Origin of the sequence: Halobacillus dabanensis (genome assembly GCF_900114165.1) — a bacterium.
Taxonomy (GTDB): Bacteria; Bacillota; Bacilli; order Bacillales; family Halobacillaceae; genus Halobacillus; species Halobacillus dabanensis.
This window is the reverse complement of the sequence record NZ_FOSB01000004.1, coordinates 15537-37467: the sequence shown is the minus strand read 5'-3', so window position 1 is coordinate 37467 and position 21931 is coordinate 15537. Positions and strand designations below refer to the sequence as shown.

25 protein-coding genes and 1 riboswitch are annotated in these 21931 nt (G+C 41.5%); of the genes, 16 read left to right on the top strand and 9 right to left on the bottom strand.

Annotated features, from left to right (window positions below):
* Positions 1-157: 157 nt before the first annotated feature.
* Positions 158-1291, bottom strand: coding sequence for a zinc-dependent alcohol dehydrogenase (locus tag BMZ58_RS08025; RefSeq protein WP_075036043.1), 1134 nt, complete (start codon positions 1289-1291; stop codon positions 158-160).
* A gap of 258 nt (positions 1292-1549) precedes the next feature.
* On the opposite strand from BMZ58_RS08025, the gene BMZ58_RS08020 reads away from it, so the two are divergent.
* From BMZ58_RS08020 to BMZ58_RS08000, 5 genes are all read left to right on the top strand, one after another.
* A complete protein-coding gene (locus tag BMZ58_RS08020) occupies positions 1550-1927 on the top strand; it encodes a GntR family transcriptional regulator (RefSeq protein WP_075036042.1) in 378 nt (125 codons plus the stop codon).
* On the top strand, positions 1924-2841 hold the full coding sequence (locus BMZ58_RS08015) for an ATP-binding cassette domain-containing protein (RefSeq protein WP_075036041.1): 918 nt from the start codon (positions 1924-1926) through the stop codon (positions 2839-2841). Before BMZ58_RS08020 ends, BMZ58_RS08015 begins: the two co-directional genes overlap by 4 nt.
* The gene (locus BMZ58_RS08010; protein WP_075036040.1) at positions 2813-3559 is read left to right on the top strand and encodes a hypothetical protein; all 747 of its coding nucleotides are present in this window, start codon (positions 2813-2815) and stop codon (positions 3557-3559) included. The genes BMZ58_RS08015 and BMZ58_RS08010 overlap by 29 nt, the downstream gene beginning before the upstream one ends.
* A complete protein-coding gene (locus BMZ58_RS08005) occupies positions 3556-4263 on the top strand; it encodes a hypothetical protein (RefSeq protein ID WP_075036039.1) in 708 nt (235 codons plus the stop codon). Before BMZ58_RS08010 ends, BMZ58_RS08005 begins: the two co-directional genes overlap by 4 nt.
* A gap of 257 nt (positions 4264-4520) precedes the next feature.
* Positions 4521-5855, top strand: coding sequence for a coiled-coil domain-containing protein (locus tag BMZ58_RS08000; RefSeq protein ID WP_075036038.1), 1335 nt, complete (start codon positions 4521-4523; stop codon positions 5853-5855).
* Positions 5856-5873: 18 nt separating this feature from the next.
* Here BMZ58_RS08000 and BMZ58_RS07995 read toward each other — a convergent pair whose 3' ends face one another.
* Genes BMZ58_RS07995 through BMZ58_RS07980 form a run of 4 tightly spaced genes read right to left on the bottom strand, consistent with a single transcriptional unit; the run spans position 5874 to position 8358 of the window.
* Positions 5874-6899 carry a TolB family protein gene (locus tag BMZ58_RS07995; protein ID WP_075036037.1) on the bottom strand — a complete coding sequence of 342 codons (1026 nt, stop codon included), beginning with the start codon at positions 6897-6899 and terminating at the stop codon, positions 5874-5876.
* An 8-nt stretch (positions 6900-6907) separates the two neighbouring features.
* Positions 6908-7156 carry a hypothetical protein gene (locus BMZ58_RS07990; RefSeq protein ID WP_075036036.1) on the bottom strand — a complete coding sequence of 83 codons (249 nt, stop codon included), beginning with the start codon at positions 7154-7156 and terminating at the stop codon, positions 6908-6910.
* A 15-nt stretch (positions 7157-7171) separates the two neighbouring features.
* Complete coding sequence (locus BMZ58_RS07985) at positions 7172-8038, bottom strand: permease prefix domain 1-containing protein (protein WP_075036035.1); 867 nt, start codon at positions 8036-8038, stop codon at positions 7172-7174.
* Positions 8035-8358 (bottom strand): PadR family transcriptional regulator, encoded by a 324-nt coding sequence (locus tag BMZ58_RS07980; RefSeq protein WP_075036034.1) that lies wholly within the window; start codon positions 8356-8358, stop codon positions 8035-8037. The genes BMZ58_RS07985 and BMZ58_RS07980 overlap by 4 nt, the downstream gene beginning before the upstream one ends.
* 123 nt (positions 8359-8481) lie before the next feature.
* On the opposite strand from BMZ58_RS07980, the gene BMZ58_RS07975 reads away from it, so the two are divergent.
* The 9 genes from BMZ58_RS07975 to BMZ58_RS07940 all read left to right on the top strand — a co-directional run bounded on the left by BMZ58_RS07975 (position 8482) and on the right by BMZ58_RS07940 (position 16111).
* Complete coding sequence (locus BMZ58_RS07975) at positions 8482-9303, top strand: ABC transporter permease (protein WP_075036033.1); 822 nt, start codon at positions 8482-8484, stop codon at positions 9301-9303.
* A gap of 21 nt (positions 9304-9324) precedes the next feature.
* A complete protein-coding gene (locus tag BMZ58_RS07970) occupies positions 9325-10098 on the top strand; it encodes an ABC transporter ATP-binding protein (RefSeq protein ID WP_075036032.1) in 774 nt (257 codons plus the stop codon).
* A 45-nt stretch (positions 10099-10143) separates the two neighbouring features.
* Positions 10144-11199 (top strand): ABC transporter substrate-binding protein, encoded by a 1056-nt coding sequence (locus BMZ58_RS07965; protein WP_139207321.1) that lies wholly within the window; start codon positions 10144-10146, stop codon positions 11197-11199.
* Positions 11200-11267: 68 nt separating this feature from the next.
* Positions 11268-11374: riboswitch (SAM riboswitch) on the top strand.
* A gap of 148 nt (positions 11375-11522) precedes the next feature.
* Positions 11523-12842 carry a Na+/H+ antiporter NhaC family protein gene (locus tag BMZ58_RS07960; RefSeq protein WP_075036031.1) on the top strand — a complete coding sequence of 440 codons (1320 nt, stop codon included), beginning with the start codon at positions 11523-11525 and terminating at the stop codon, positions 12840-12842.
* A 146-nt stretch (positions 12843-12988) separates the two neighbouring features.
* A complete protein-coding gene (locus BMZ58_RS21055; protein ID WP_167360051.1) occupies positions 12989-13165 on the top strand; it encodes a hypothetical protein in 177 nt (58 codons plus the stop codon).
* Positions 13162-13743, top strand: coding sequence for a plasmid pRiA4b ORF-3 family protein (locus tag BMZ58_RS07955; protein WP_075036030.1), 582 nt, complete (start codon positions 13162-13164; stop codon positions 13741-13743). Before BMZ58_RS21055 ends, BMZ58_RS07955 begins: the two co-directional genes overlap by 4 nt.
* A 20-nt stretch (positions 13744-13763) precedes the next feature.
* Complete coding sequence (locus BMZ58_RS07950; RefSeq protein ID WP_075036284.1) at positions 13764-14087, top strand: CHY zinc finger protein; 324 nt, start codon at positions 13764-13766, stop codon at positions 14085-14087.
* Between the two features lie 214 nt (positions 14088-14301).
* The gene (locus BMZ58_RS07945) at positions 14302-14820 is read left to right on the top strand and encodes a sigma-70 family RNA polymerase sigma factor (RefSeq protein WP_083412619.1); all 519 of its coding nucleotides are present in this window, start codon (positions 14302-14304) and stop codon (positions 14818-14820) included.
* Positions 14807-16111, top strand: coding sequence for a DUF4179 domain-containing protein (locus BMZ58_RS07940; protein ID WP_075036028.1), 1305 nt, complete (start codon positions 14807-14809; stop codon positions 16109-16111). Before BMZ58_RS07945 ends, BMZ58_RS07940 begins: the two co-directional genes overlap by 14 nt.
* Positions 16112-16176: 65 nt before the next feature.
* Here the strand turns inward: BMZ58_RS07940 and BMZ58_RS07935 are convergent, their stop codons facing one another.
* The 3 genes from BMZ58_RS07935 to BMZ58_RS07920 form a co-directional block, all read right to left on the bottom strand.
* A complete protein-coding gene (locus tag BMZ58_RS07935; RefSeq protein WP_075036027.1) occupies positions 16177-16707 on the bottom strand; it encodes a YceI family protein in 531 nt (176 codons plus the stop codon).
* A 749-nt stretch (positions 16708-17456) separates the two neighbouring features.
* Complete coding sequence (locus BMZ58_RS07925; RefSeq protein WP_075036025.1) at positions 17457-17756, bottom strand: MerR family transcriptional regulator; 300 nt, start codon at positions 17754-17756, stop codon at positions 17457-17459.
* Positions 17743-17943: a Fur-regulated basic protein FbpA gene (locus tag BMZ58_RS07920; protein ID WP_075036024.1), complete on the bottom strand. Its 201-nt coding sequence runs from the start codon at positions 17941-17943 to the stop codon at positions 17743-17745. The genes BMZ58_RS07925 and BMZ58_RS07920 overlap by 14 nt, the downstream gene beginning before the upstream one ends.
* A gap of 286 nt (positions 17944-18229) precedes the next feature.
* Here BMZ58_RS07920 and BMZ58_RS07915 point away from each other — a divergent pair, with 286 nt between their 5' ends.
* Complete coding sequence (locus BMZ58_RS07915; RefSeq protein WP_075036023.1) at positions 18230-18979, top strand: STAS domain-containing protein; 750 nt, start codon at positions 18230-18232, stop codon at positions 18977-18979.
* Between the two features lie 262 nt (positions 18980-19241).
* Entirely contained in the window at positions 19242-20318 is a 1077-nt protein-coding gene (locus BMZ58_RS07910; RefSeq protein WP_075036022.1) for an AI-2E family transporter, read from the top strand.
* A gap of 254 nt (positions 20319-20572) precedes the next feature.
* On the opposite strand, the gene cypC is transcribed toward BMZ58_RS07910, so the two are convergent.
* Positions 20573-21823: a CYP152 family fatty-acid peroxygenase CypC gene (gene cypC, locus BMZ58_RS07905; RefSeq protein WP_075036021.1), complete on the bottom strand. Its 1251-nt coding sequence runs from the start codon at positions 21821-21823 to the stop codon at positions 20573-20575.
* Positions 21824-21931: the final 108 nt, after the last annotated feature.

Genomic DNA, 21931 nt, shown 5'->3' with positions numbered 1-21931 from the left:
CTGTATCTCATAACAGAGATCCAGTCTTTCTTTATGTATAGTGTGGAAAAAAATGTATGACCTGGTACGGATGAAAATTCCGTACCAGGTCATACATTTTTTTCCATAAGTAACCGCTAAAAAACCAGGTCGTATATCCACGACCTGGTTTTTTAGTTTATGGCTTCAAAATAACTTTAATATTTCCATCTTCTTTTTTATCAAAAATGTCATATCCTTTTGCGGCATCTTCCAATGGCATGCTATGAGTAATGATGTCTGTTGGGTCGAACTCATTATTTTCGACCATATTATACAATTTCGGCATTAGGTGAATGACGGGAGCTTGACCCATTTTCAGTGACACGTTACGGGAGAAAAAGTCACCAATAGGGAAACCGTTCGCTTCTGTTCCATATACACCGGTCAATTGGACCGTACCGAATTTTCTCACAGCTTGAGAAGCAGTTTTGATTGGACTGATTGTTCCAAACTGATTATCGAAATCTGAACCGAATTTTTCATCTTGAGGTACGGTACCGTCCATGCCTACACAATCGATGACGACATCGGCTCCTCCTTGCGTTTCCTCATGCAAGAGTGCCCCGATGTCATTTTCTTTTTTGAAATTGAAAGTTTCGACATTATTTGTGCGCTTGCCGTGTTCTAGGCGGTGATCAATCTGGTCAACACCAATCACTCGTTCGGCACCTTTTAACTTGGCAAATTTTTGAGCCATGAGTCCAATAGGTCCACTGCCGAGGATCACAACAGTATCGCCTTGTTTAACTCCACTATGCTCTACACTCCAATACGCTGTTGGTATGACATCAGATAAAAACATCACACTTTCGTCATCCAATTCGCTTTGCTCCGGTACTTTAAAAGAGGTGAAGTCTGCATAAGGAACTCTTAGGTATTCGGCTTGGCCACCTGGATAACCTCCGAACATTTCTGTGAAACCGAAGAGGCCACCTGGTTCTCCGTGGGGATTGGATTCATCGCACTGGCTTTCCATCTGATTTTTACAAAAGAAGCATTCGCCACAGCCGACGTTAAATGGAATGACGACACGGTCGCCTTTTTTTAAATTCTTTACGTCTGGACCGACTTCCTCCACAATGCCCATTGGCTCGTGACCAACGACATAATCTTCCTGAGGTTCGATTCCGCCTTTATACAAGTGGAGGTCAGATCCGCAAATCCCTGAAGCGGTAATGCGCACAATCATATCACTATTTTCCTGTATTTTTGGTGTTTCTACTTCTTTTACAGTCATTTGTTCTTTTCCTTGATAGGTAACGCCTTTCATGTTGATCCTCCTTTTTATGTTGTATGGAACTCTTTCCTTTTATTGGGTTTTTGAAACATATGGTTTAAAAGAAATGCTAGATTCTTCGATTCAATATCCAATATTTGTATGACCTGGTGCGGAAAGGATTTCCGTACCAGGTCATACAAATATTGGTAGTACAACAGCCTGAAAGTGGATATGTTGTTGTCAAAAGTTAGAAAAAGTAATATACTACATTACAACACTAATGTACCCATTCGGAGAGAAGGCGATATTTTGATTCTCGATACAGACGGCATGAAACCGATCTACGTCCAGATTGCAGAATGGCTGGAAAGCGAAATTTTGCATGGTAACTTCAAAGCAGATGAAAAAGTTTATTCCCAGTATAAACTTTCAGATTTATATAACATCAATCCAGCGACAGCAGCTAAAGGGCTGACAAAGCTTGCAGAAGAGGGAATCCTCTACGACAAGCGTGGGATTGGAAAATTTGTGTCTCCACATGCCAAACAGATGATCATGGATAAACGGAAAAATCAGACGCTTAAAACATTAATCGAAGACCTCGTCAGGGAGGCAGGGTATTTGGAACTGTCGGAGGAGGACGTCATTCGACTTGTAAGGGAAGCTTGGAAGGGAGAAAAAGGATGAAGGCAATTAAATGTGAAGCATTGACCAAGACCTATTATAGAAAAAAAGCACTCAACGATCTTACCTTTTCTGTAGAAGAGAATAAGATTGTCGGATTGGTTGGTCGTAATGGGGCAGGAAAAACGACGTTGATGAAGATCTTGTCTGGCTTTTCAAAAGCAAAAACAGGAGTTGTGGAAGTATATGGGAGAAGGCCCTTTAATAACCTTTTTGTTTCGGCGAACACGATCTATATCGATGATCAAATGAATTTTCCGACAACCTTGATGTTGAACGAGATTTTGGAAGAAGGACGCCGTTTCTATCATAACTGGGACCATGACCTTGCCCTCCGGTTATTCGAATACTTTGGTTTCCATAGGAAACAGCATCACAATGAATTATCAAAAGGGAAAGAGAGTACATTCAACATGATAGTGGGCCTTGCATCTCGTTCCCCACTTACAATTTTTGATGAGCCGACGACAGGGATGGATGCTGCTGTAAGAAAAGATTTTTACCGGGCATTGTTAAAGGATTATTTAGCACATCCTAGAACAATCTTATTGTCGACCCACCATTTGGAAGAAATGGAAGATGTTTTGGAAGAGGTGGTGCTCCTGCATGAAGGTTCCTTGCATTTACACATGTCCATGGATGACTTGAAGGAATATAGTGTGGGGCTATCCGGAAAAATTTCTGAAATGGAACCATTCTTACAAGGCAGAGATGTACTTTACAAGCAGAACCGTGCCGTGGATGATTGTTATGCTGTTATCAGAAATGACTTGACCGGCGGTGAATATCGACAAATGCAGCAAGCGGGTATTATCACGAGTCCGGTATCTGCAAGTGATTTATGTGTTTATATGACGAGTGAAACAAGTGGAAAGGGGAGTGTGGATGATGTCTTTGAACGAAGTGCAGACCGCTGAAATTGTAAAGCGGCAGATTGGGTATAAGTGGAGGGCCTATACCGGTGTCTTTACCTCCCTTGTCATCATCCAGCTCCTCGGGGTACTTTTTTCACTGAATGGCACTGGATCTATGAATAGTGGCAGAACAGGCTATGACATTAGTATCAGTTACTTTACTGCTGATATCGTCATAGGTTTCACGATTTTTTGGGGGTTCATTACCGCCTTCCTTTTGACAACGAAAGCATATCGGGAAGATGATTTTGCTTTTATAACTAATCGGAAAAGCAGCACCTTTTCTACTATTATTTATTTATTTCTATTATGTAGTATTGCATCGATCACAGCGCTTCTATCCAGCTTTTTACTAAAAGTTGTTGCGTTTATTTTTCTGCCTGGGGAAGAAAAGCTTCTCCTCAGTGGCGCAGAAAGCCCAGGAGTATGGTTTTCAGGCATGTTGGCTACCCTTCTGTTGGTATTTATGTTCAGTAGTATGGGGTATTTGGCGGGGATGATCATTCAATGGAACAAAATGTTTGTGATCTTGTTGCCGATCCTATTGTTTGGCTCGATGTTTCTGTTTTCAAAAGGCGATTATCCAATCCAGGTTCAATTCTTTAAATTTATTTTCGAGGAAAGTAGTTTTCTTATCTTTACACTGAAAACAATCGCGTTTTCAGCCATCTTTTATTCTCTTGCCACCCTGATTTCCAATCATTTAGAGGTGAGGCAATGATTATGATAGCGTTCATTCCCATATTAATGTTATTGGCAATTGTCACAATGCTTACGGTTCTTAATAATAAAAGTGTGAAAATCGGATTAGGTCGTGGGAAAACTGGAAAGTGGATGTTGATTGGTTATGGTGGATTGCTTTTATTGGCCACCACTACGTTCTTCTTGCTTCCTTTTGAGAAGACAGAGCTTGAGGCGAAGCAGGATGACGAAGCATGGGAGAAAAAAGCCAATGAATTTTATGAGGCAGTCCATGGAGGAAACCTTGAACAGTTATCAGATAAATGGCTGAAAAAAGAATGGTCTTTCTCCTATGACAAAGAAAAGCTATTCATTAACGCTCCAAGTAATGATGTGAACGGGGTCAATATATTCGTTGAACGTACTCAAGAACTCCAAGATTCTATTGATGTGAGCTATTACCAGACGCCAATTGTCGTGAATGGCTATGAAGTAGAAAAAGCGTACCATCCCGATGTAAACATGGAAACGACAGCGCTGGTGGTTTATCCAGGCACGACCCATCATCTGCAATACAAAATGTTCGGTACAGAATTTCCTTTCAATCAATTCAGTGAGGAGGGAGCCCATTGGGCAGACTCCACCGTTTCACATTGGAACGGAGCTGCTCTCTATATACGCATCCCTGCTCGAATCGATTTAGAGGAGGATGAATATACTTACACGATCGTGGAGCCATCATGAAAAGCTTGAAGTCTATGCTTCAAGATTCTTTGTAAGCTAGGAAACAATGAAATTCAACAATTGGATGTGAAATCTAAAAAGCAACGTTTGTCGCTCAATAAGTTGTGCTCATTTCGTGTCTTCTATAAAACATCTAGAACCCAGGTATGTGAATAGTCATTAGACTTTCTCTAAGATTCCATTTTGGAGAAGTGATAAATGGTGAATTCCTATCATAAAATGGACCATTGAATTTTTGTGATAAGGGGGCGAAGGATGTGAAGGAAAATATAATCCAACTTGAGCAAAAATTGATTTATTACCGTGCTGAATTGGACAAATATAAGAGAAAAGTGGAGGATTACCAGGATAATTATCACTACTCCCAACTGGAGAAATTGAAAATAGAGAATGCAGAATTATTGGATCAAATAGAGCAATCAAATAATCAGGAATCCGTTTTAAAAGGAGAATTATCCCGTAGAGTTCAAGGTTTTGATGAGCAAGTGGAGCAGTATGAAGAACAAGAAGAAAAATATAAGAATGAAATAAAAGATTGGCAGGATCGCTTCAATGAAGTGGAAAGAAAGAACGAAGAACTAACCGGTCAAATCCACGATTTGGACGGGGGACTGAAGGAGACTCGGCGACGTTTTTCGCAATCTCAAAGAGACCTTTCTATGTTGCAAAGAAGTTATGCAGAAATACAAAAGAGACTTCTGACAGAAACAGAAGCGCGGATGAAAGCTGTTCAGGAAGTTGAAAAGCTGAATAGCACTATGGCAGATACTAAAAAATCCTTTTCTTTAGAATTGGAAGACTTGGAGGATCAGCGCAATCAGTTAAAGGAAGCGTTAGACCAAAAGGAGCAAATGTTACTACAATACAAAAAGGATTTCACATTTTTGCAAAATACCTTTAATAATGAAAGGAAGGCAAGAATACAGGAGGAAGAGCTTAAAGAGAAAGCACTAAAAGAATGTCAGACCATCCGCGGTACGTTTTCTAAAAAAGAAGAGAAGTATTTGGAGGATCTAGAACATAGCAAGAATAAGTGTGTGGACCTGGAAAAACAAAGCGAGGTACTTCTGCAACGTTTTCGGGAAATTGAAAAAGAACTCTCAGAAACAAACGAGCGTCTGGCACGCACGGATACAGCTCTTTCAGAATTACAATCAACATATCAAGAAGAAAAATCCGAGCATGAAGCTTTCAAGAAAGAAGCAGAGCAAACGGTGCATGGGCTGAAGAAAGATTACCAATCATTAAAAGATGAAAGGGAGAAGCTAAAAACGTCCAACTCTCAATACCAGACTGAACAAAATAGACTGCGAACAGAAATGAAGAAAATCGCAAGTGAATCTGGGGAAAAGCGTGAAGAAAATGAAAAGTTGAAAAAGGAATTGGCTGCTTTTCAGTCACCTCCTTATTTAGAACAAATCGGAGAAGGGGAATTCTTCTCTCAAATGGTAGAACACATGAAGTATCTATTTGGCGAATCAGTAGAATGCACGGATAATAATGAAGGAAAAGTCGCTTTTATGAAAGTGTTGGAAAAAAAGTTAGAAGAATTGACGACCGATCTTGAAGAAAGCCATCAAGAAAAAGATTAATAGCAAGGAGCACCTCTTTTATGGTGCTCCTGTTTCATGTTCGGGGATTTCGATATGAATTTCTTTCTTATTGGACCCATCACGTTCAACGATCCAGTATTCATAATCTGGTTGTCTTCCAGCAAAATTGCGATCGACGGTTATGAGAAGCTGTTGAGAGTTTTGGAAAAACAGTGGGTTGCTGGCATAATCGTCAACATTGGTCGCTTGGGTAATGTTCTCCCCATCCATGTTCATGGTGAAGATTTCATATTGAAATGTCCCATTCTCCGTTTTTGATGCGACGTCGGCAAAGGCAATGACTTTTCCGTCCGGAGATAATCTAGGTGCCGACAACGCTGGGCTTTGAGCTTCTGAATAGTCCGATGATTCAGGGAGGATGGTTTTTGTCTCTTCTGATTGAAGGTCAAGAATTTTAATGCTGGAAGTTTCGTAGCTTGTGCTGTACATAAGTTTTTCTCCACCCTCGATCACTTGTAAAGAAGAAATGGAAACAGAATTCATATCCGTGATTTGTTCGGTATTTCCTGTATTTATATTCATCTTATAAATATCGAAACCGTTTGGTTGTGTTCGATCATTATAAGTTTCGGTATACTTGCTGTTTTTTACAAAATACAGGTGTTCTCCATCCGGAGCGAAATCTGCAAAAGGGACATATTCCTCTTTATCAAGCAGCGGGCGGGCATGCCCGCCTTCATAAAACATCAATTGCTTATGCAAATGCTCTTCTCCGTCCCACTCGCGTAGAAAAGCTAACGATTTTCCGTCTGGAGAATAAGCGGGTTTCAGGTCATCTTTTCCCTCCTCCGGTTCCAGGAGACGTTCTGCTTTGCCCCCTTCCACAGGTGCTGTGTAAAGAGTGCCATGATCATTTTCGAAATAAGTGAAAGCGATTTTCTCGTCGTTCGGAGACAGAGCTGGATCATGTCCGAGTCCTGTATGACCACCTTGAGAATCCGCGAACGTCCCGGTCCAATAGAGGGAGAGAAAAAGAATAAGCACGCCACTAATAAATAGGATATTTTTCTTTTTTAAGGACATTGATGCATTCACCTGCTTTCTATGTGATCTTTAGTCAGAAAGTTGAAGACGATACCAAAGAGCATGAAGATCACCCCATAGACACCCAACAGCAGGTGTTGAATCAGCCCGATGACCATCAAAAGGGCTCCAACCCCTGCCATTAATCCACTAGTAAGAAGAACAGCTTTCATCCGTTTGAACAGGAGTAGGGTAACATGGGTGATTAAGAACCCGATAAATACCGGCCACATGAGAATTTCAAGGATTTCTTCCATTCATAATCTCCTCCTTTACATAAATGCTGTCAAGATGGTAAATGGTGAGACCGCTACAGCGCCCATGAACAATAAACCAGTAAAAATAGCTAAAATAGGGTGTTTTCCGATAAGTGCCATTTGAAATTTATAGAAAATCAACCAGGCGATAATGACGCTTAGAGGGAGAAGGCTTCTCCATGTAAATCCTGTGAAAACTAACATACCCCACACCATAAATAGTGCTGCCACGCAAATCATGACGCCAAAAATAATATTTAGAATATGACTGATCTTCGTCATCGTTCTTTTCTTGGAATCGGTAGTTGTTTTTAATGAGGCAAAGTATGAATTACGACCGATGAAAATCAGGCACAGGACCACAAGGATGAATATATAAGCCATGAACAAGATGGCTTGCAGGGAATAAAACTGTGTGGTGATTACAAGGTTGAAGCCATTCCATATAGCTGTTAAGAAGACGATGACATTAATAGACCAAAAGTGTCTTCCTATCCAGGAAATGTTCATGGCAACTAAAGTTACCAGGCTGCCGGATACGAGCTGGATAAATAGCCAAATCGGTTCAGGTTCCCCGAAGGAAAAAGTCATGATCAGATAAATGAATACTCCTAATAATAGTGTTGCAATTCCTATTCCATAAAGAAGTCCGCGCTGAAAGGGATAAAGGCTCTCCTGTAATCCATCCCCAATCATAGCTGGAGCCCCGAAGTCTCTTATTGCACGCTTTTCTGCTTTAGTTTCTGTTTCTCCATTGTTGATGTAGTTCTGTTTGGCAGCTTCCAGGTGGGTCAACAGCTCTTCTTTAATTTCCTCGCGTTCGTCAGGTGGGCTTTGCATCTGGTCCAAAATTCGACTGACATGTTTTTCGAACTTTTTCATGTGAGATCCCCAGTCGTTTTTGTGATCAGGTCATTCACACTCTTCCACTCTTCCAGCTTTTGCTGGAGAATCGTCCTGCCTTCCTCTGTAATCCGATAATATTTCCGTCGTCCATGTTCGGTTTCTGTCCAGTAGGAAGTCATCCATTCTTTCTTTTCCAAACGTTTGAGAGCGGGGTAAAGTGTGCCTTCACTCATGTTGTACAATTGACCGCTTTCTTCTTTTAAGTGTTTCACGATTTCGTATCCATACATGTCACGGCGATTGACAAGGTTGAGCATGAGGATGTCTATACTTCCCTTCATAATTTCACGATCCATATTCACACTACCTTTCCAATAATTGTTACTAACATTGTAATACGATGTACATCGTGAAGCAAGGGTATAAGTTTTTCACACAAATAGGCGTTCACACATAAATTAGCTGTAGAGGTGGTGAGGATGAAAGAACATGAAAGGGATTCTGTCATCGACCCTTTACAAATGGAAAAACAAGAATGGAAAAAACGTCAGTTACAACACCGATTCAAACAATTATTGACGATTACATCACCGATTTTCATCGTACTATTGTGGGAGCTTTTATCGCGAACAGGATTGATTGATGCTCGTTTTTTCCCGCCGCCGACGGAGATTGTCGGAACGTTTTGGGCGATGGGAATGAGTGGAGAACTGTTTCATCATGTCGGTATATCGTTATATCGAATCTTTGCAGGTTTCTTACTCGGGGTCATCCCAGCGATCGGGATTGGTCTTCTGATGGGGCTTTATTCGCCTATCCGTCACTTTCTGTCCCCGCTCATCATGGCCCTGATGCCGATTCCTACCCTTGCGCTTCTGCCAATTATCATTATTTTGTTTGGAGTTGGAGAAGTTTCGAAAGTGGTCACCATTGCGGGGAGTGTGTTTTTTCCTGTCGTCATCAATACGGTCGCGGGTGTCATCAACATTGATCGTATTTATTTGGATGTGGCAAAGAACTATGGAGCGGATTCGAAGAACTTCTTTTTCAAAATCGCTTTGCCAGGGTCTCTGCCAGTCATGCTGGAAGGAGTACAGATGGGGCAGGCGATCGCTCTTTTGACGATCGTTGCCGCTGAGATGATGGGGGCGAACTCGGGGATCGGTTATTTGATCTGGACATCGTATAAAGCCTTTCTGATCAAAGAAATGTTTGTCGGTCTTGTGCTGATATCATTCTTCGGTTATTTGTTCTCATTGATGCTGAGGGGCCTTCAAACTAAATTACTGCCATGGCGATAGAGGGAGAAGGGAGAGGATGGAATGGGAACAAAGATTGCGATCAAAGACTTGACGAAAGTGTTTTACAAAAAAGAAAGTCGCGTGACAGCACTGGAAGGGATTTCGCTGGATATCGCTGATGGAGAATTTGTCTGTTTAGTCGGTCCAAGTGGGTGCGGGAAAACGACTTTATTACGCATTCTTGCAGATTTAGAAAAACCGAGTGGCGGAACTTTTACTATTGCCAAAAGTAAAAAAGAACGTCCTCTTCAGTCAATGGTTTTTCAGGAACGTGGAGTCATTCCCTGGCTTACGGTGGAAGGCAATGTCAGTTTCGGCCTGAAGATGAGACACTTACCTGAAGACGTCATCAAGGAACGAACCGCATATTATTTAGAAAAAGTAGGGCTCGACCGTTTTGCAAACCTCTATCCGAAGGAATTATCCGGCGGAATGAAACAACGTGTCAGTATCGCTCGTGCATTCGCGAATGACCCGGAAATTTTGTTGATGGATGAACCTTTTGGTGCACTTGATGAACAAAATAAATTCATTTTACAGGAGGAGCTTTTGAATATTTGGTCGGAAACGAAGAAGACGGTATTATTCATCACCCATAGCATAGATGAAGCCCTCCTACTTAGCGATCGAATCCTCCTGATGAGTTCGCAGCCAGGGACCATCATCAATGAGAAACATATCGACCTGCCGCGGCCGAGAAATATGGAACAAGTCAGGGCAGATCCCTCCATGGCTGAATATTTTGTGGAAATCTGGAATCATCTTCAGGATGAGGTTCAACGGTCACGGAACTAGATGGAGAAAGGGGATTGGAATCCCATGTTGAAAAAAGCGTGTCATATGCTCTCTTTTTTACTATTGACTTTAGTGTTGTTCGGGTGTGCATCCAGTAATCAGGAAGATGAGGTTGTGAGTGAAGATGCACCTTCTGGGGATCTTGCGCCTTTAGAGAAAAAAACGACGGTGGTGATCGCTGAAGATGGTGCTGCCTCGGGGGCTGGTTTTTATATTGCTGAGGAAAAAGGCTACTTTGATGATTACAATATCGACATTAAATTTACCACATTTGCCAACAGTGATGATATGCTTCCGGCACTAGCAGCTGGTGAAGTGGATATTGCCGGAGGAGTGTCTACAGCTTCTTTTTTCAATGCCATTGCTCAGGGAATTGATGTAAAAATCATTGCAGATAAAGGGCACTATTATGATGGCAACTCCTATTTCAGTTTCGTTATCCGGGAAGATTTGCAGGAAGAGATCAAAGACTACAGTGATTTGAAAGGAAAGCGGATTGCAGTATCTTCAAGAAATGCTGTCGATGATTACATTTTTCAGCGTATGCTTGAACATGCAGGACTAACAGAAGATGATGTGGAATTTGTCTTGATGTCCGATTTCGGAAACATGTTGGCAGCGATGGGGAACAAGTCCATCGACGCTGCTTTGCAAATTGAGCCATTAATCACGCAAGGTGAATCACAAAACTTGCATGTACGATTCGGTGATGCCACAGATTTTGCTCCTGACGCTCAAATCGCGATGGTGCTTGGATCTCCATCGTTCATTGAAGAAGAGACGGACGTTTCTTTAAGATTCATGGCGGCTTATTTAAAAGGGGTCCGCGATTACAATGATGCCTTCTTATATGATGAAGGATTGGATGAAGTCATCGATATTATGACGAAGCATACAGCATTGAAAGATCCAGGGGTGTGGAAAAAAGTAGGGGTCACTGGTCTTGACCCTAATGGAGAAATGTTCGTGGATGATATTAAGAAACAATTTGAAATGTATGATGCAAATGATGCGATCCGTGGAGATGTCGACTTTGATCATGCTATCGATACCTCGATGACAGAGAAGGCGATTGAAGTGATAGGTCGTTATGAGAGGTAACTTTTATGGAAAAGTACTTGTCAGATGAAGCTTTTTATTGTAAAGTAACGATTAACTCAATTGAATATTTCTTATCAAGAGAAGCGGAGGAACTGGTCCTGTGATGCTTCAGCAACCACCAACGTCGGTTGGCCGGTGCTAATTCCAGCAAGTAGTGACACTTGAGAGATAAGAAGGGATGAACGGATATGACAGAGAGCCTTCTTATTTATGTTAGAAGGTTCTTTTTTATTGTTTCAGTATAACCTTCTAATCTAAAGGAACACTTCTATTGATAAAAACCAACTATTCGGATGAGTTTAATATTTAAAGGAGGTAAGAAGATGGGGAAAACATCTAGTAACGCTTTGGCTCTTATTCCATTTGCAATCTTTATTCTGCTTTTTATCGGATCAGGGATCCTTACGGGGGATTTTTACAAAATGCCTGTGCTTGTCGCACTATTTGTTGCGATCCTCGTGGCGCTTGCGATGAATCGTAAGGCAGATTTTCAAACAAAGGTATCCCAACTGACCGAAGGGGGAGGGCACCCCAATATCATATTGATGGTGGTCATCTTTTTACTGGCAGGGGCTTTTGCGGCTGTTGCCTCAGGGATGGGAGCAGTTGAATCCACGGTCAATCTTGGACTCACTTATTTACCTGGCGGATGGATGGTTGTCGGACTGTTCGTCATCGGATGCTTTATTTCGATATCCATGGGAACCTCGACAGGTACCGTTGTAGCACTCGCTCCGATTGGTGTCGGAGTCGCAGAACAGACGGATCTTGGATTAGCTCTAGTAATGGGAGCGATCGTTAGTGGGGCGATGTTTGGGGACAACCTTTCTGTGATTTCGGACACCACAATTGCAGCTGTTCGTACGCAAGGGACAGAAATGAAAGAGAAATTCAAAGCAAACTTCTTAATCGTTTTACCTGCAGCTATAATTACAGCAGTAATTTTCGCAATCATAACAGCAGATGCCTCTGCAACGTTAGAGGAAAACTATACGTACAGCTTTGTGGAAATTCTTCCGTATTTAGGGGTGCTCGGGTTTGCGATTGCCGGTATCAATGTCATTTATGTTCTCATTGGGGGGATTATTTTCGCAGGGGCTGTCGGTCTTGCTCTTGGCAAATTTTCCGGGATGGAGTTCGTCACACTAGTTGGTGACGGGTTTGCGAATATGCAGACTTTAGCGATGATCGCGATCCTGTTAGGTGGCCTTGTAGAACTAATCCGTAAAAATGGTGGAATCGAATTTTTACTTCAAGCCGTGAGTAAAAGAGTCCGCTCTAATCGCGGAGGAGAGTTCGGCATTGCAGGAATCGTCGCAGCTGTGAATTTATCTACAGCAAACAATACGATTTCCATCATTACAGCAGGACCTTTAGCGAAGCAGATTTCTGATGAATATGGAATAGAAGGGCGTCGCTCGGCGAGTATTCTTGATATTTTCTCAAGTTCCATTCAAGGACTTATTCCATACGGAGGGCAGATTCTGGCAGTTGCCGGCGTGGCGAGTATATCGCCTGTAGCCATTGTACCGTTTTGCATCTATCCGATGTTGACAGTACTTTCCGGTTTGTTGGCAATCGTGTTCCGCTATCCGAAATTTACAGTTCATAAGAAAACAAGAAAATTAAAAAAGGTATCTTAAAACAAGGGAGCATCTCGATGAGGTGCTCCTTTTTCCAATATTAGACACACCAGGTCATCCAAATATTGGATGACCTGGTGTGTCTAATATTGGGTGTTGCTCTTTTCATGTTAAAATAGGTGGAGAATGATTTTGGAGGTTTGCCATTGGGTTTGGTGTTATACATAGCGGGATTTGTTATTCTCGTTTATTTGTTTTTTAAAGTTAGAAACTTAGAAGAAATGTTAGATAAACAGGAAGTTGAGCATAATGAATTAAAAGTTTCCTTGGATCAAATGCATGAAAAATTGGATCGAATACAAGAGGAGGAAAGAAAAGAATGAAAATCTATCAAATGAAAATAACGTTGGTAGGATTTGAGCCTGCTATCTGGAGAAGGATTGAAATTCGGAGTGATTCCACCTTTGCTGATCTCCATGATGCCATTCAAAGTGTGATGGAATGGGAAGGTTCTCATCTGCATACCTTCCGTGTTAAAAAGCCCGGTAAAAGTAAAAAGATGTTTGATATTAAACCTGAATTTCCAGATTCTATTTTGGAACCTGTTGGCGACGGCTACGATGATGAAGAGGAACAGATCGGTGAGTGGATGCTTAACCCAGGGGATGAAGCCATTTACATCTATGATTTAGGCGACGATTGGGAGCATCTCATCGAGTTAGAAGAGGTGAAAGAGCCTCAACCTCTTATGGCTTATCCGCGATGTGTCAAGGCGGTAAGAGTAGCTCCAGAGGAAGACAGTCGGATGGTCGTTATGCAGCAAATAGAGGAAGAAGGGCAATGGACACCTGATCGAGAAGTCCCCTCTGAACCTTTAACACGAAGGTTGAACGATGATTTGCAACAATCCCTTCCTTTATGGAGGTCGAAGGGAGAAGACGATGATCCTTTTAAGTTTTGAGGTGGGAAAGGGATGAAAATATGAAAAAAAGCCCATCCGTCAAAGGAGTAAGAGTAGATGAACAAACGCGGTGTGCCCATTACCATAGCGACGTAGATATTATTGCGATTAAGTTTTATTGCTGCCAAGACTATTATGCTTGTTATTATTGTCATGAAGCACAAACCAATCATCAGCCAATGAAATGGCCGCGGAAAAAGTGGGGAGAAAAAGCCATTCTTTGCGGGAACTGCCAAAGTGAACTGTCCATTGATGAATATATGAAAAGCACTCAGTGTCCACAGTGTAAGCATGTATTCAATGAAAAATGCAGTCTCCATTATCCACTATATTTTGAGATGTAACCTTCCGTCCTCTCAGGGGGCGGATTTTTTTCATGTTAAAGTGGTGGATAGGGTCCTAACTCTATTTGAAAGTTCCCTTACTACGAGGGAAAGTGACTTAACGAGGATTCACGATGATTTTAACCACCTTAATAAATTTACTTGTAATAGATTCCAAACTTTTTAGCGAAAACACTGTCTAATACATAGAAAAGAAAAAAGGGAGGGAGAATTGTTGGAAATTGCCATCATAGAGAAAGCGATCAGTGGTGATGACGAGGCATTTCTCGTCATGATGGGAACCTATAAAAACGATATTTATAAAACAGCACTCGCTTTTTTGAAAAATAAAGAAGAGGCCCTGGAAACTTTGCAGGAAGTGACAGTTCGAGCGTATCAAAAACGTCACCAGTTGAGAAAACCGAAATACGCCAAAACATGGCTCGTCCGAATTACCATTCATTATTGCCAGGACCTTTGTAAGCAAAAGAAGCGGGTCTATGTGCGGGAAGAAGTCGAACCTGACCAAGCGCTTGGAGATGAGACAGACCGAATCGTTTTAGAAGAAGCGATTTCCGCCCTCCAGCCGAAAGAGCAGGAACTTGTTTATTTGAAGTACTTCCATGGGATCACCTTCCGTGAACTATCTGTCCTGATGAAGGAAAAAGAAAGTACTTTAAAAACTCGTCTTTATACAGCGCTTGCCAAGTTGAAACGTGAACTAGGAGAGGAGGAGCATCATGAAAAAGCTTGATCAGGAGATAAATGAATGGAAAAAAAGGTATGACAAAATACATATGGAGGAAGCGCGTTTAGAGGATGCGGTGGAGTTTGGATTTCATCAGGCTACAAAGCAGCAACCGAAGCGTAAGTATAAAGTGATGTGGCCTGTCCTCTCTGCTATTGCCGTCCTCTTACTGTTCTTCGGTAGCGTTCGCGTTTCGCCAGCATTCGCTGAAAAAATCTCTCAAGTTCCTGGGATGGAAAAAATCGTTCAGTTAATTCAGGGCGATCAAGGGAAGCGAGCAGCAATTGATGCTAATCACTTTCAGCCACTTGGGATTACCCAGCAGAAAGGTGATCTGACTTTGACGGTGGAAGGAGTCATTCGTGATAATTACGGGATGGTGATTTTTTATTCTCTTGAGGCAGAAGGGGATCATAGAAATCTTCTTTTGAAAAACCCCATGTTCACAGCAGGCAACGGAGACGAATTGCCGGCAAGCTCGGTTTCTTATAGCGGGGGGCATGTAAAAGAAAATGACAATATGAGAATGATGGAAGTATATACACAGGATGGAATGAAAGGGATAGAAGATTTCAGGCTTGCCATGGAAGGCAGTGGAATCATTGATGGCTCATTTGTGAGTGAAGAGTTCTCCATAACTTTTGAAGCTCCTAATGAAGCTGAATCGAAAGAGTACCAAGTAGATGAGACAGTGTCGATAGAAGGTGAACAGTTCATTGTAGAGAGTGTGACGGTTCACCCGCTGCGTACGGCTATAAAAGTTCGCGAGCATCCTGATAATCAAACAGAAATGCTTTCCATTGAAGACTTGGAATTGAGAGGAGAAGATGGAGAGGTCTGGACTTCGATCAGCAATGGGGTCAGTGCAACTGGGGGACCAGAAAATGATGCTATCACCTTTTACTTGCAAAGCAATTATTTCGAAGATCCAAAATCTTTAACACTCGCTTTTTCTAAAGTAATGGTAGTGAATCCGGAAAAAGAATATATGGAGATTGATCTGGAGCAAGAAGAGATCATCTATCAACCGTCCGATTTTGCAGAATTAACCTATGCCTCTGAGGCAACTTTTGAGGTAGTGATGGATGAGGAAGTGGCGGAATCGATTGGTTTTTCTTCAATTAAAGATCAGTATGGTGATTCACTGGATATGGCGAGCCAACAGACCGAAATGTCAATGGAAGGACCTAAAACAATATACACACAACTTGATGAGGAGGCAGAGGGACCAGTGCGAATCGAATTCTCTCGGTATCCAGAGTGGGTAGAAAAAGAGGTGGAAATTAACCTGAAATAAAAAGCTGAGTCCGGTGGACTCAGCTTTTTCTAGGGTGCCGGCGCCGAATAGAAGCATAAACGATTTTATTCGGAGACCACAAATTCAAAGTTTCCTTCGAATTTTACATCTTTACCAAGCAAAACTCCTCCTGTTTCAAGAGCGGCGTTATATGTTAGACCGTACGCTTCACGATCGATTTTCCCGCTTACATCGAAACCGGCAACAGTACTACCGTCTAGTGGGCTTTTCGAAGTGCCATTGTATTCCACGGTGAATGTTTCTTCACGTGTTTCGCCTTTGATAGTAAAATCACCTGTGACTTTATATTCTTCCTCGGAAATTTTTTCGATGGATGTGCTACGGAACACAAGGTTTGGATACTGATCTGCTTCGAAAAAGTCACCAGATCGCAAGTGTCCATCACGTTGTTCGTTTCCTGTGTTGATGGATGTTACCGGAATAGTCACCACCACTTGAGCAGATGGTAGATCATTCAAATCGCCAGAGAATTCTACGTCAAAGGACTCGAATTCTCCTTTTGCTTTTGAAACCATCATATGTTTGATTTGAAAGTTCAAGCTACTGTGGACGTGATCTAAAGTTAGTTTTGTCATTTTTTATCTCTCCCTTTAATAAAATCATTTTGAATTCTAATTAAAACTATACGCTCTATTTATTTTGAAGTCAAGATATTTTACATCGAGGTAATTAAAAGTGGGAAGTTGTATTTTGGGGATTAGGGTTATTGCATATTATGGCAGTATTCTGGGAGACTCGATTTCGAGATTTTTATTGCGAATAAGGGTCGGTGGGGGATAAGTCGCTTTCCATGGGGTGGGCGCTGAGCCTCCTTAGGCTTTGCCTTCCGGGTTCTCACCTGTCCCACACACCCCATAGGAGTCTCGCCCTTCCCCTCCGCCCCTTTGCCATATCAGTATCTCGAAACCACTTCTGGGGGACTCTGCTTGTATGCTCAAGCGAAGGGGATAATATAAATCGCCACAGTTTGAAATAGAGCGATTTATATCTACTTATGAGTGAGGGGAAGACTCCATCTTAGTAGAGGGATTCGTTTCTCACCTCCAGCGTATGGGGTGGTGGGGAAGCTGGGAGACTCCCGTGGAAGAAGGAGGTAGGCGAGATCCCGCAGGGCGATAGCGAGGAAGCTCGCCAGTTCCCCCACAGGAAAGCGAGTAGCTTCCCAACCACCCATGACTCCTAATATGGCAAACGAATCCCCGGATTATCACAAAACTGAGTCTTCAAGAATAGGGAGCTTTTGTGGGAGAGTAGAAATTGTGAAAGTTAAAAGGAATATAAAAAAACCTGGACCTAGGGAGTCCAGGATTGCCTGTAAGTAAATTCATTTGTTCATTTTAAAATGGGCATTCAGTTGCCCGCGGAGCATTCGTTCCATCACTTTCTTATCCGACCCTTGTAAGTCTTTTCTGATCTCATAGGTTTGCACGCCTTCTTCCCGTTTATCAGCAATTTGCAGAAGGGTTTCTACATCAGAAAAGGAGTATTTCCTTGTTCCTCGTTTTGTTCGTTCGGGATAAATTAATTCTCTTTCTTCATAATAACGGATTTGCCTGAGGGAGAGACCGGTCAGTTCATTAACTGTGCCGATGGATATCACTTTTTTATGCTTATATGATGACATCACTTTTCCCCCTTGGCGGTGTTGTGCCACCCTTGCTAGGCTTAATTCTGGCCACTAAAGCTTCCAGTTCCGTCAAAGTAAGGGACTTTAATGAATCATCGGAAGCCTGATACATCCCAGCTTGTATAAGTTTTTGTATATAATGCTCTTTCATACTTTCAACGGCGTTCCTCAAGTGATTTTTCATTAAGGTTCACTCCCGTAGATGTGAAATTTAGTCTTAATCATTGGCACAAAAGGTTGGCTGACAAGAAAAACGTCCCTGAATTCTCCTCCTATTCTTACTGGTAAATAAAGAATACCTTAAAAATCCAATCAAGTCACTTTTTATGTAAGAAAATCTAACATACAATTTTGTGTTTGTTAAATTTGATGACATACAGATGAATATTTTCCCTGTTTTTTTCTCTATGACTGTAGAAAAAATAATAATATAATAATAAGTAAAAAGAATGGGATAAGGTGGGACATTGATGGCTGCATTAAAGACAGATCTAACGATGACAGCTGCGCTAAATAGTATAGGGGAGAACATATTATTAGCAGATCTAAATTATGATCTGGTATGGATGAATGATGAGGCTGAAAAGCTTTTCGCAAAAATCGCTCCTTTGTTCGGTTATAATGAGGCAGAAGATTTAATCGGAAAAAATATGGACACGTTCCATAAAACACCCTCAAGGCAACGCGAAATTATGGAAAACTTGACAAATAAACACAAAGTACGGATCAATATTAAAAATAAATTTATCGCTGACATTGTAATTACACCTCTAAATGACGATAATGAAGAGACACTTTACTACATCGTCATGCTTATGGATGTGACGACAAAGGCAGAAGAAGATGAGCGTAAAGATCATTTAATTGAATCTTTATCCATTCCAATTTTAAAAATATGGGACAATGCTGTGGCTGTACCCTTGATCGGAGATATCGATGATAGTCGGCTAGAGCAGCTTATTTCCTCCTTGCTGAGGGAATGTACAGAGGTAGATATTCAGTATGCTCTCATAGATTTGAGTGGTATTAGTACGTTCAACGCACAGATCAGCCATCACTTGAGACAATTGAACAAGTCATTGCAACTTGTCGGTACGGAATGTCTTGTAGTGGGGTTTACACCGAAACTAGCACTTTCATTTGAATACTTTGATCATGGAATGAAGACATTCAAAAACACTCATGCAGGGTTGCAATACATTCTTTCCTATAATCGTTGAAGCTTGCCAAAGGGCGAGCTTTTTTTGTTTTTAAAAAATCATTCGCTCCTAAACCAGAATAGAATGTCCATAATTGTATCTCCACTGCTTCAACTTTCCATGCTCATAAGGACTTAAATCCACTTTTACTGTTTAAAGATGCCCCCACAAAGCAGTATTAAAAGCATGTCGGGGTAAGCAAGGCACCTGTGCTTTTTTTATTATATTTGTTTATTAAAGGCTTTTTTAGTGAATGGATTTGGTAAAAGGATGGTGAAGGAACATGTGGATAAAGCAATCTTTTTTCAAATATATTACAGCAGCTATTCTCATTCTGATACTCTATTACTTTCTGGAAAAATTACATCTTCTCGAACCAGTCAAGACGATTTTTGGTACTTTGTTTTACCCTTTCTTGATCGCGGGATTCCTTTTCTATATCTTGCGTCCCGTTGTTCATTCACTAGGAAAAGTAAAATATATACCCGTCTCTGTAGCTATTTTAATTGTATTTGCTGCGATTGGTGGACTGATTTATGGTGGAATCCGTTTTCTATCGGATAAGATCCAACAGCAAGTGACTGATCTATCCGGGATGCCGGAGAAATTGAAACAGACAGCCGACGAGGCGAGGAAGAAGTTAGAAGAAAATGATATGGGGATGATGTCGGGAGTTTCTATTCAGCACCGGGTGACAGAATACTTTAGTGGTTTGACACAACAGATTGGTGATCATATCACTACAATATTTTCAACGATTGCTGGAGCGACGACCGTGTTGATCATTGTCCCTTTTGTTTTGTTTTTTCTATTGAAAGATGGTCACAGGCTTATTCCATTTTTAAAACAGGCCATACCTGAAAAGCATAAGCCTAGAGGAGAGAAACTACTGAAAGATCTTGATTACACCATCTCCTCTTATATAGTTGGTCAAGCGACGATTGCATTTGTGGATGGAGTGTTGATCTATATCGGTTACTTAATTATCGGTTTAGATTATGCGTTGATCTTAAGTATATTTGTGACTTTCACTTGTGTCATTCCTTTTGTAGGCCCAATAATTGGAGCGACACCTGCGGTTGTTGTTGCACTTATGCAGGACCCAACCCTGGCTATTTATGTCATTGTAACATTCATTGTAGTGCAGCAACTGGAGGGAAATCTTGTCGCTCCATTAGTTTTTGGGGAACGATTAAACATCCATCCATTGACGGTTATTCTCTTACTCGTCGTAGCTGCTCCGCTATATGGAATAGTAGGGATGATCATAGCTGTGCCGACATATTCAGTACTGAAAGTGTTGCTCAAGCATGGCTATGAATTTTACCGCCTGTACCACCCTCCTAAAGAGCATGGATAACCTAACGAGATTCTTCATAATCTAAAAAGGCCTAGGGAGACACTCCCTAGACCTTTTTTGTATGCATTATCGCAATGCTCTCACCAAACGCTCCCTGTTCCAGAAGCCATAGTCCGAAACTTTTGTCTGCGGGGATGGTGTCAAGGAAACAGATCGTTTACCGGCATGTGGTGTACTTCCCTTATTCACAACAAAAGTCTCGAATTCAAGTCCTCCAGAATATTGTCAGATAATGAAGCGTTTTGTGTGAAGAATTAGTTTTTATAATGAACGTTACTCATGATGAAACCACTCTTCGGTAGAGAAGGCATTTTCCTGAGACTGTAAGAATAGTCTTGCTTCGGAACATCATAATCTAAATGTTTGGTCATATAGCGGAAGCTTGCTTGAAGCACTTCAATCGTCGGCCATTCACCAGGGCAGCGATGACCTGAATAATAGCCGCCACCACCTTGAGGGATTAAGTCAAATAAACCTCCATCCCAATCAACGAAGCGCTCAGGATTGAATTCATCCGGATTCTCCCAAACTTTTGGATCATGGTTGATTCCATATACATCGATGAGCACAAGTTGGTCCTTTTCGAAATTATATTGTTGCCAAGTAAAATCATGGTCGACTCTGGCACCAAGAAATGGAACGAAAGGGTAAAAGCGTCTTACTTCCTGAGAAAACATAAATAAATACTCATCATCTAAGGAAACCCGGGTGTTTGTTTCAGGATATTCCTGAAGTGCGACAGCGCCGAAAGTAATGAATTTCGATATAGCAACAAGAGGGCGGATGATGTTTATTAATTCAATAGCAGCCATTCGTGCATCCAGAGGTCGACCATCCAAGTCTTTATGCATAGCCATTTCATAGATCGCTTTCCCTTTTTCCGCTTCCAGCTCTCCTTCGCGTACCTTCAAAATCAATTCTTCAATCCAGGCCTCTGTACGTTTTCTTGCTCTTCTGCTTTCCATATGTTTCGGTCCGATCGCACTAAAACCATCAATCATGTTGCTCAAGTCACGTGTCCGTTTTTGTACTTCTTTTTCTTTTAGCGGTACACCGGCCCACTCGCAGGCGGTTCGGCACAAAAGCTCACGCGATTCATCATAAAGAGTGACCTTTTTCATTTTGCTCCACTTTTTAGTGAAATGCGCCCAATATTTAGTGGTGATTTCATATAACTCTTGTAATGCTTCAGGGGTCATCAGTGACATGAAAAGCAGTTTTCTATGTTTGTGGGCCTCACCGTCCATCGTCTGTATGCCATTCTCTCCGAATAGTGTCTTCAATACACGTTTGGGAAGTGCGTTCTTTCGATTCATACGGGTGGTATCATAAAACAGTTTCGCCCCTTCTATACCACTTAACAAAGCTACTTTTTCTCCGAGAACTCTTGTTTCATACACATCCAAATGATGATTTTGTACTCGCTTCGGTATGAAGTTGTATCCATCTTTGAAAATCGCCAGCGTGTTATCGATCGTTTTGTCTTTCGGTACGTTAACGGTCATTATGTAGGCCTCCTCTATTACTATCCTTATAATGTTCCACATTCCTTTTTCTATGAAAAGGTAAACTGTTTTCGAAATCTTTCTGCAAACTATTGAATTTTAATGCAT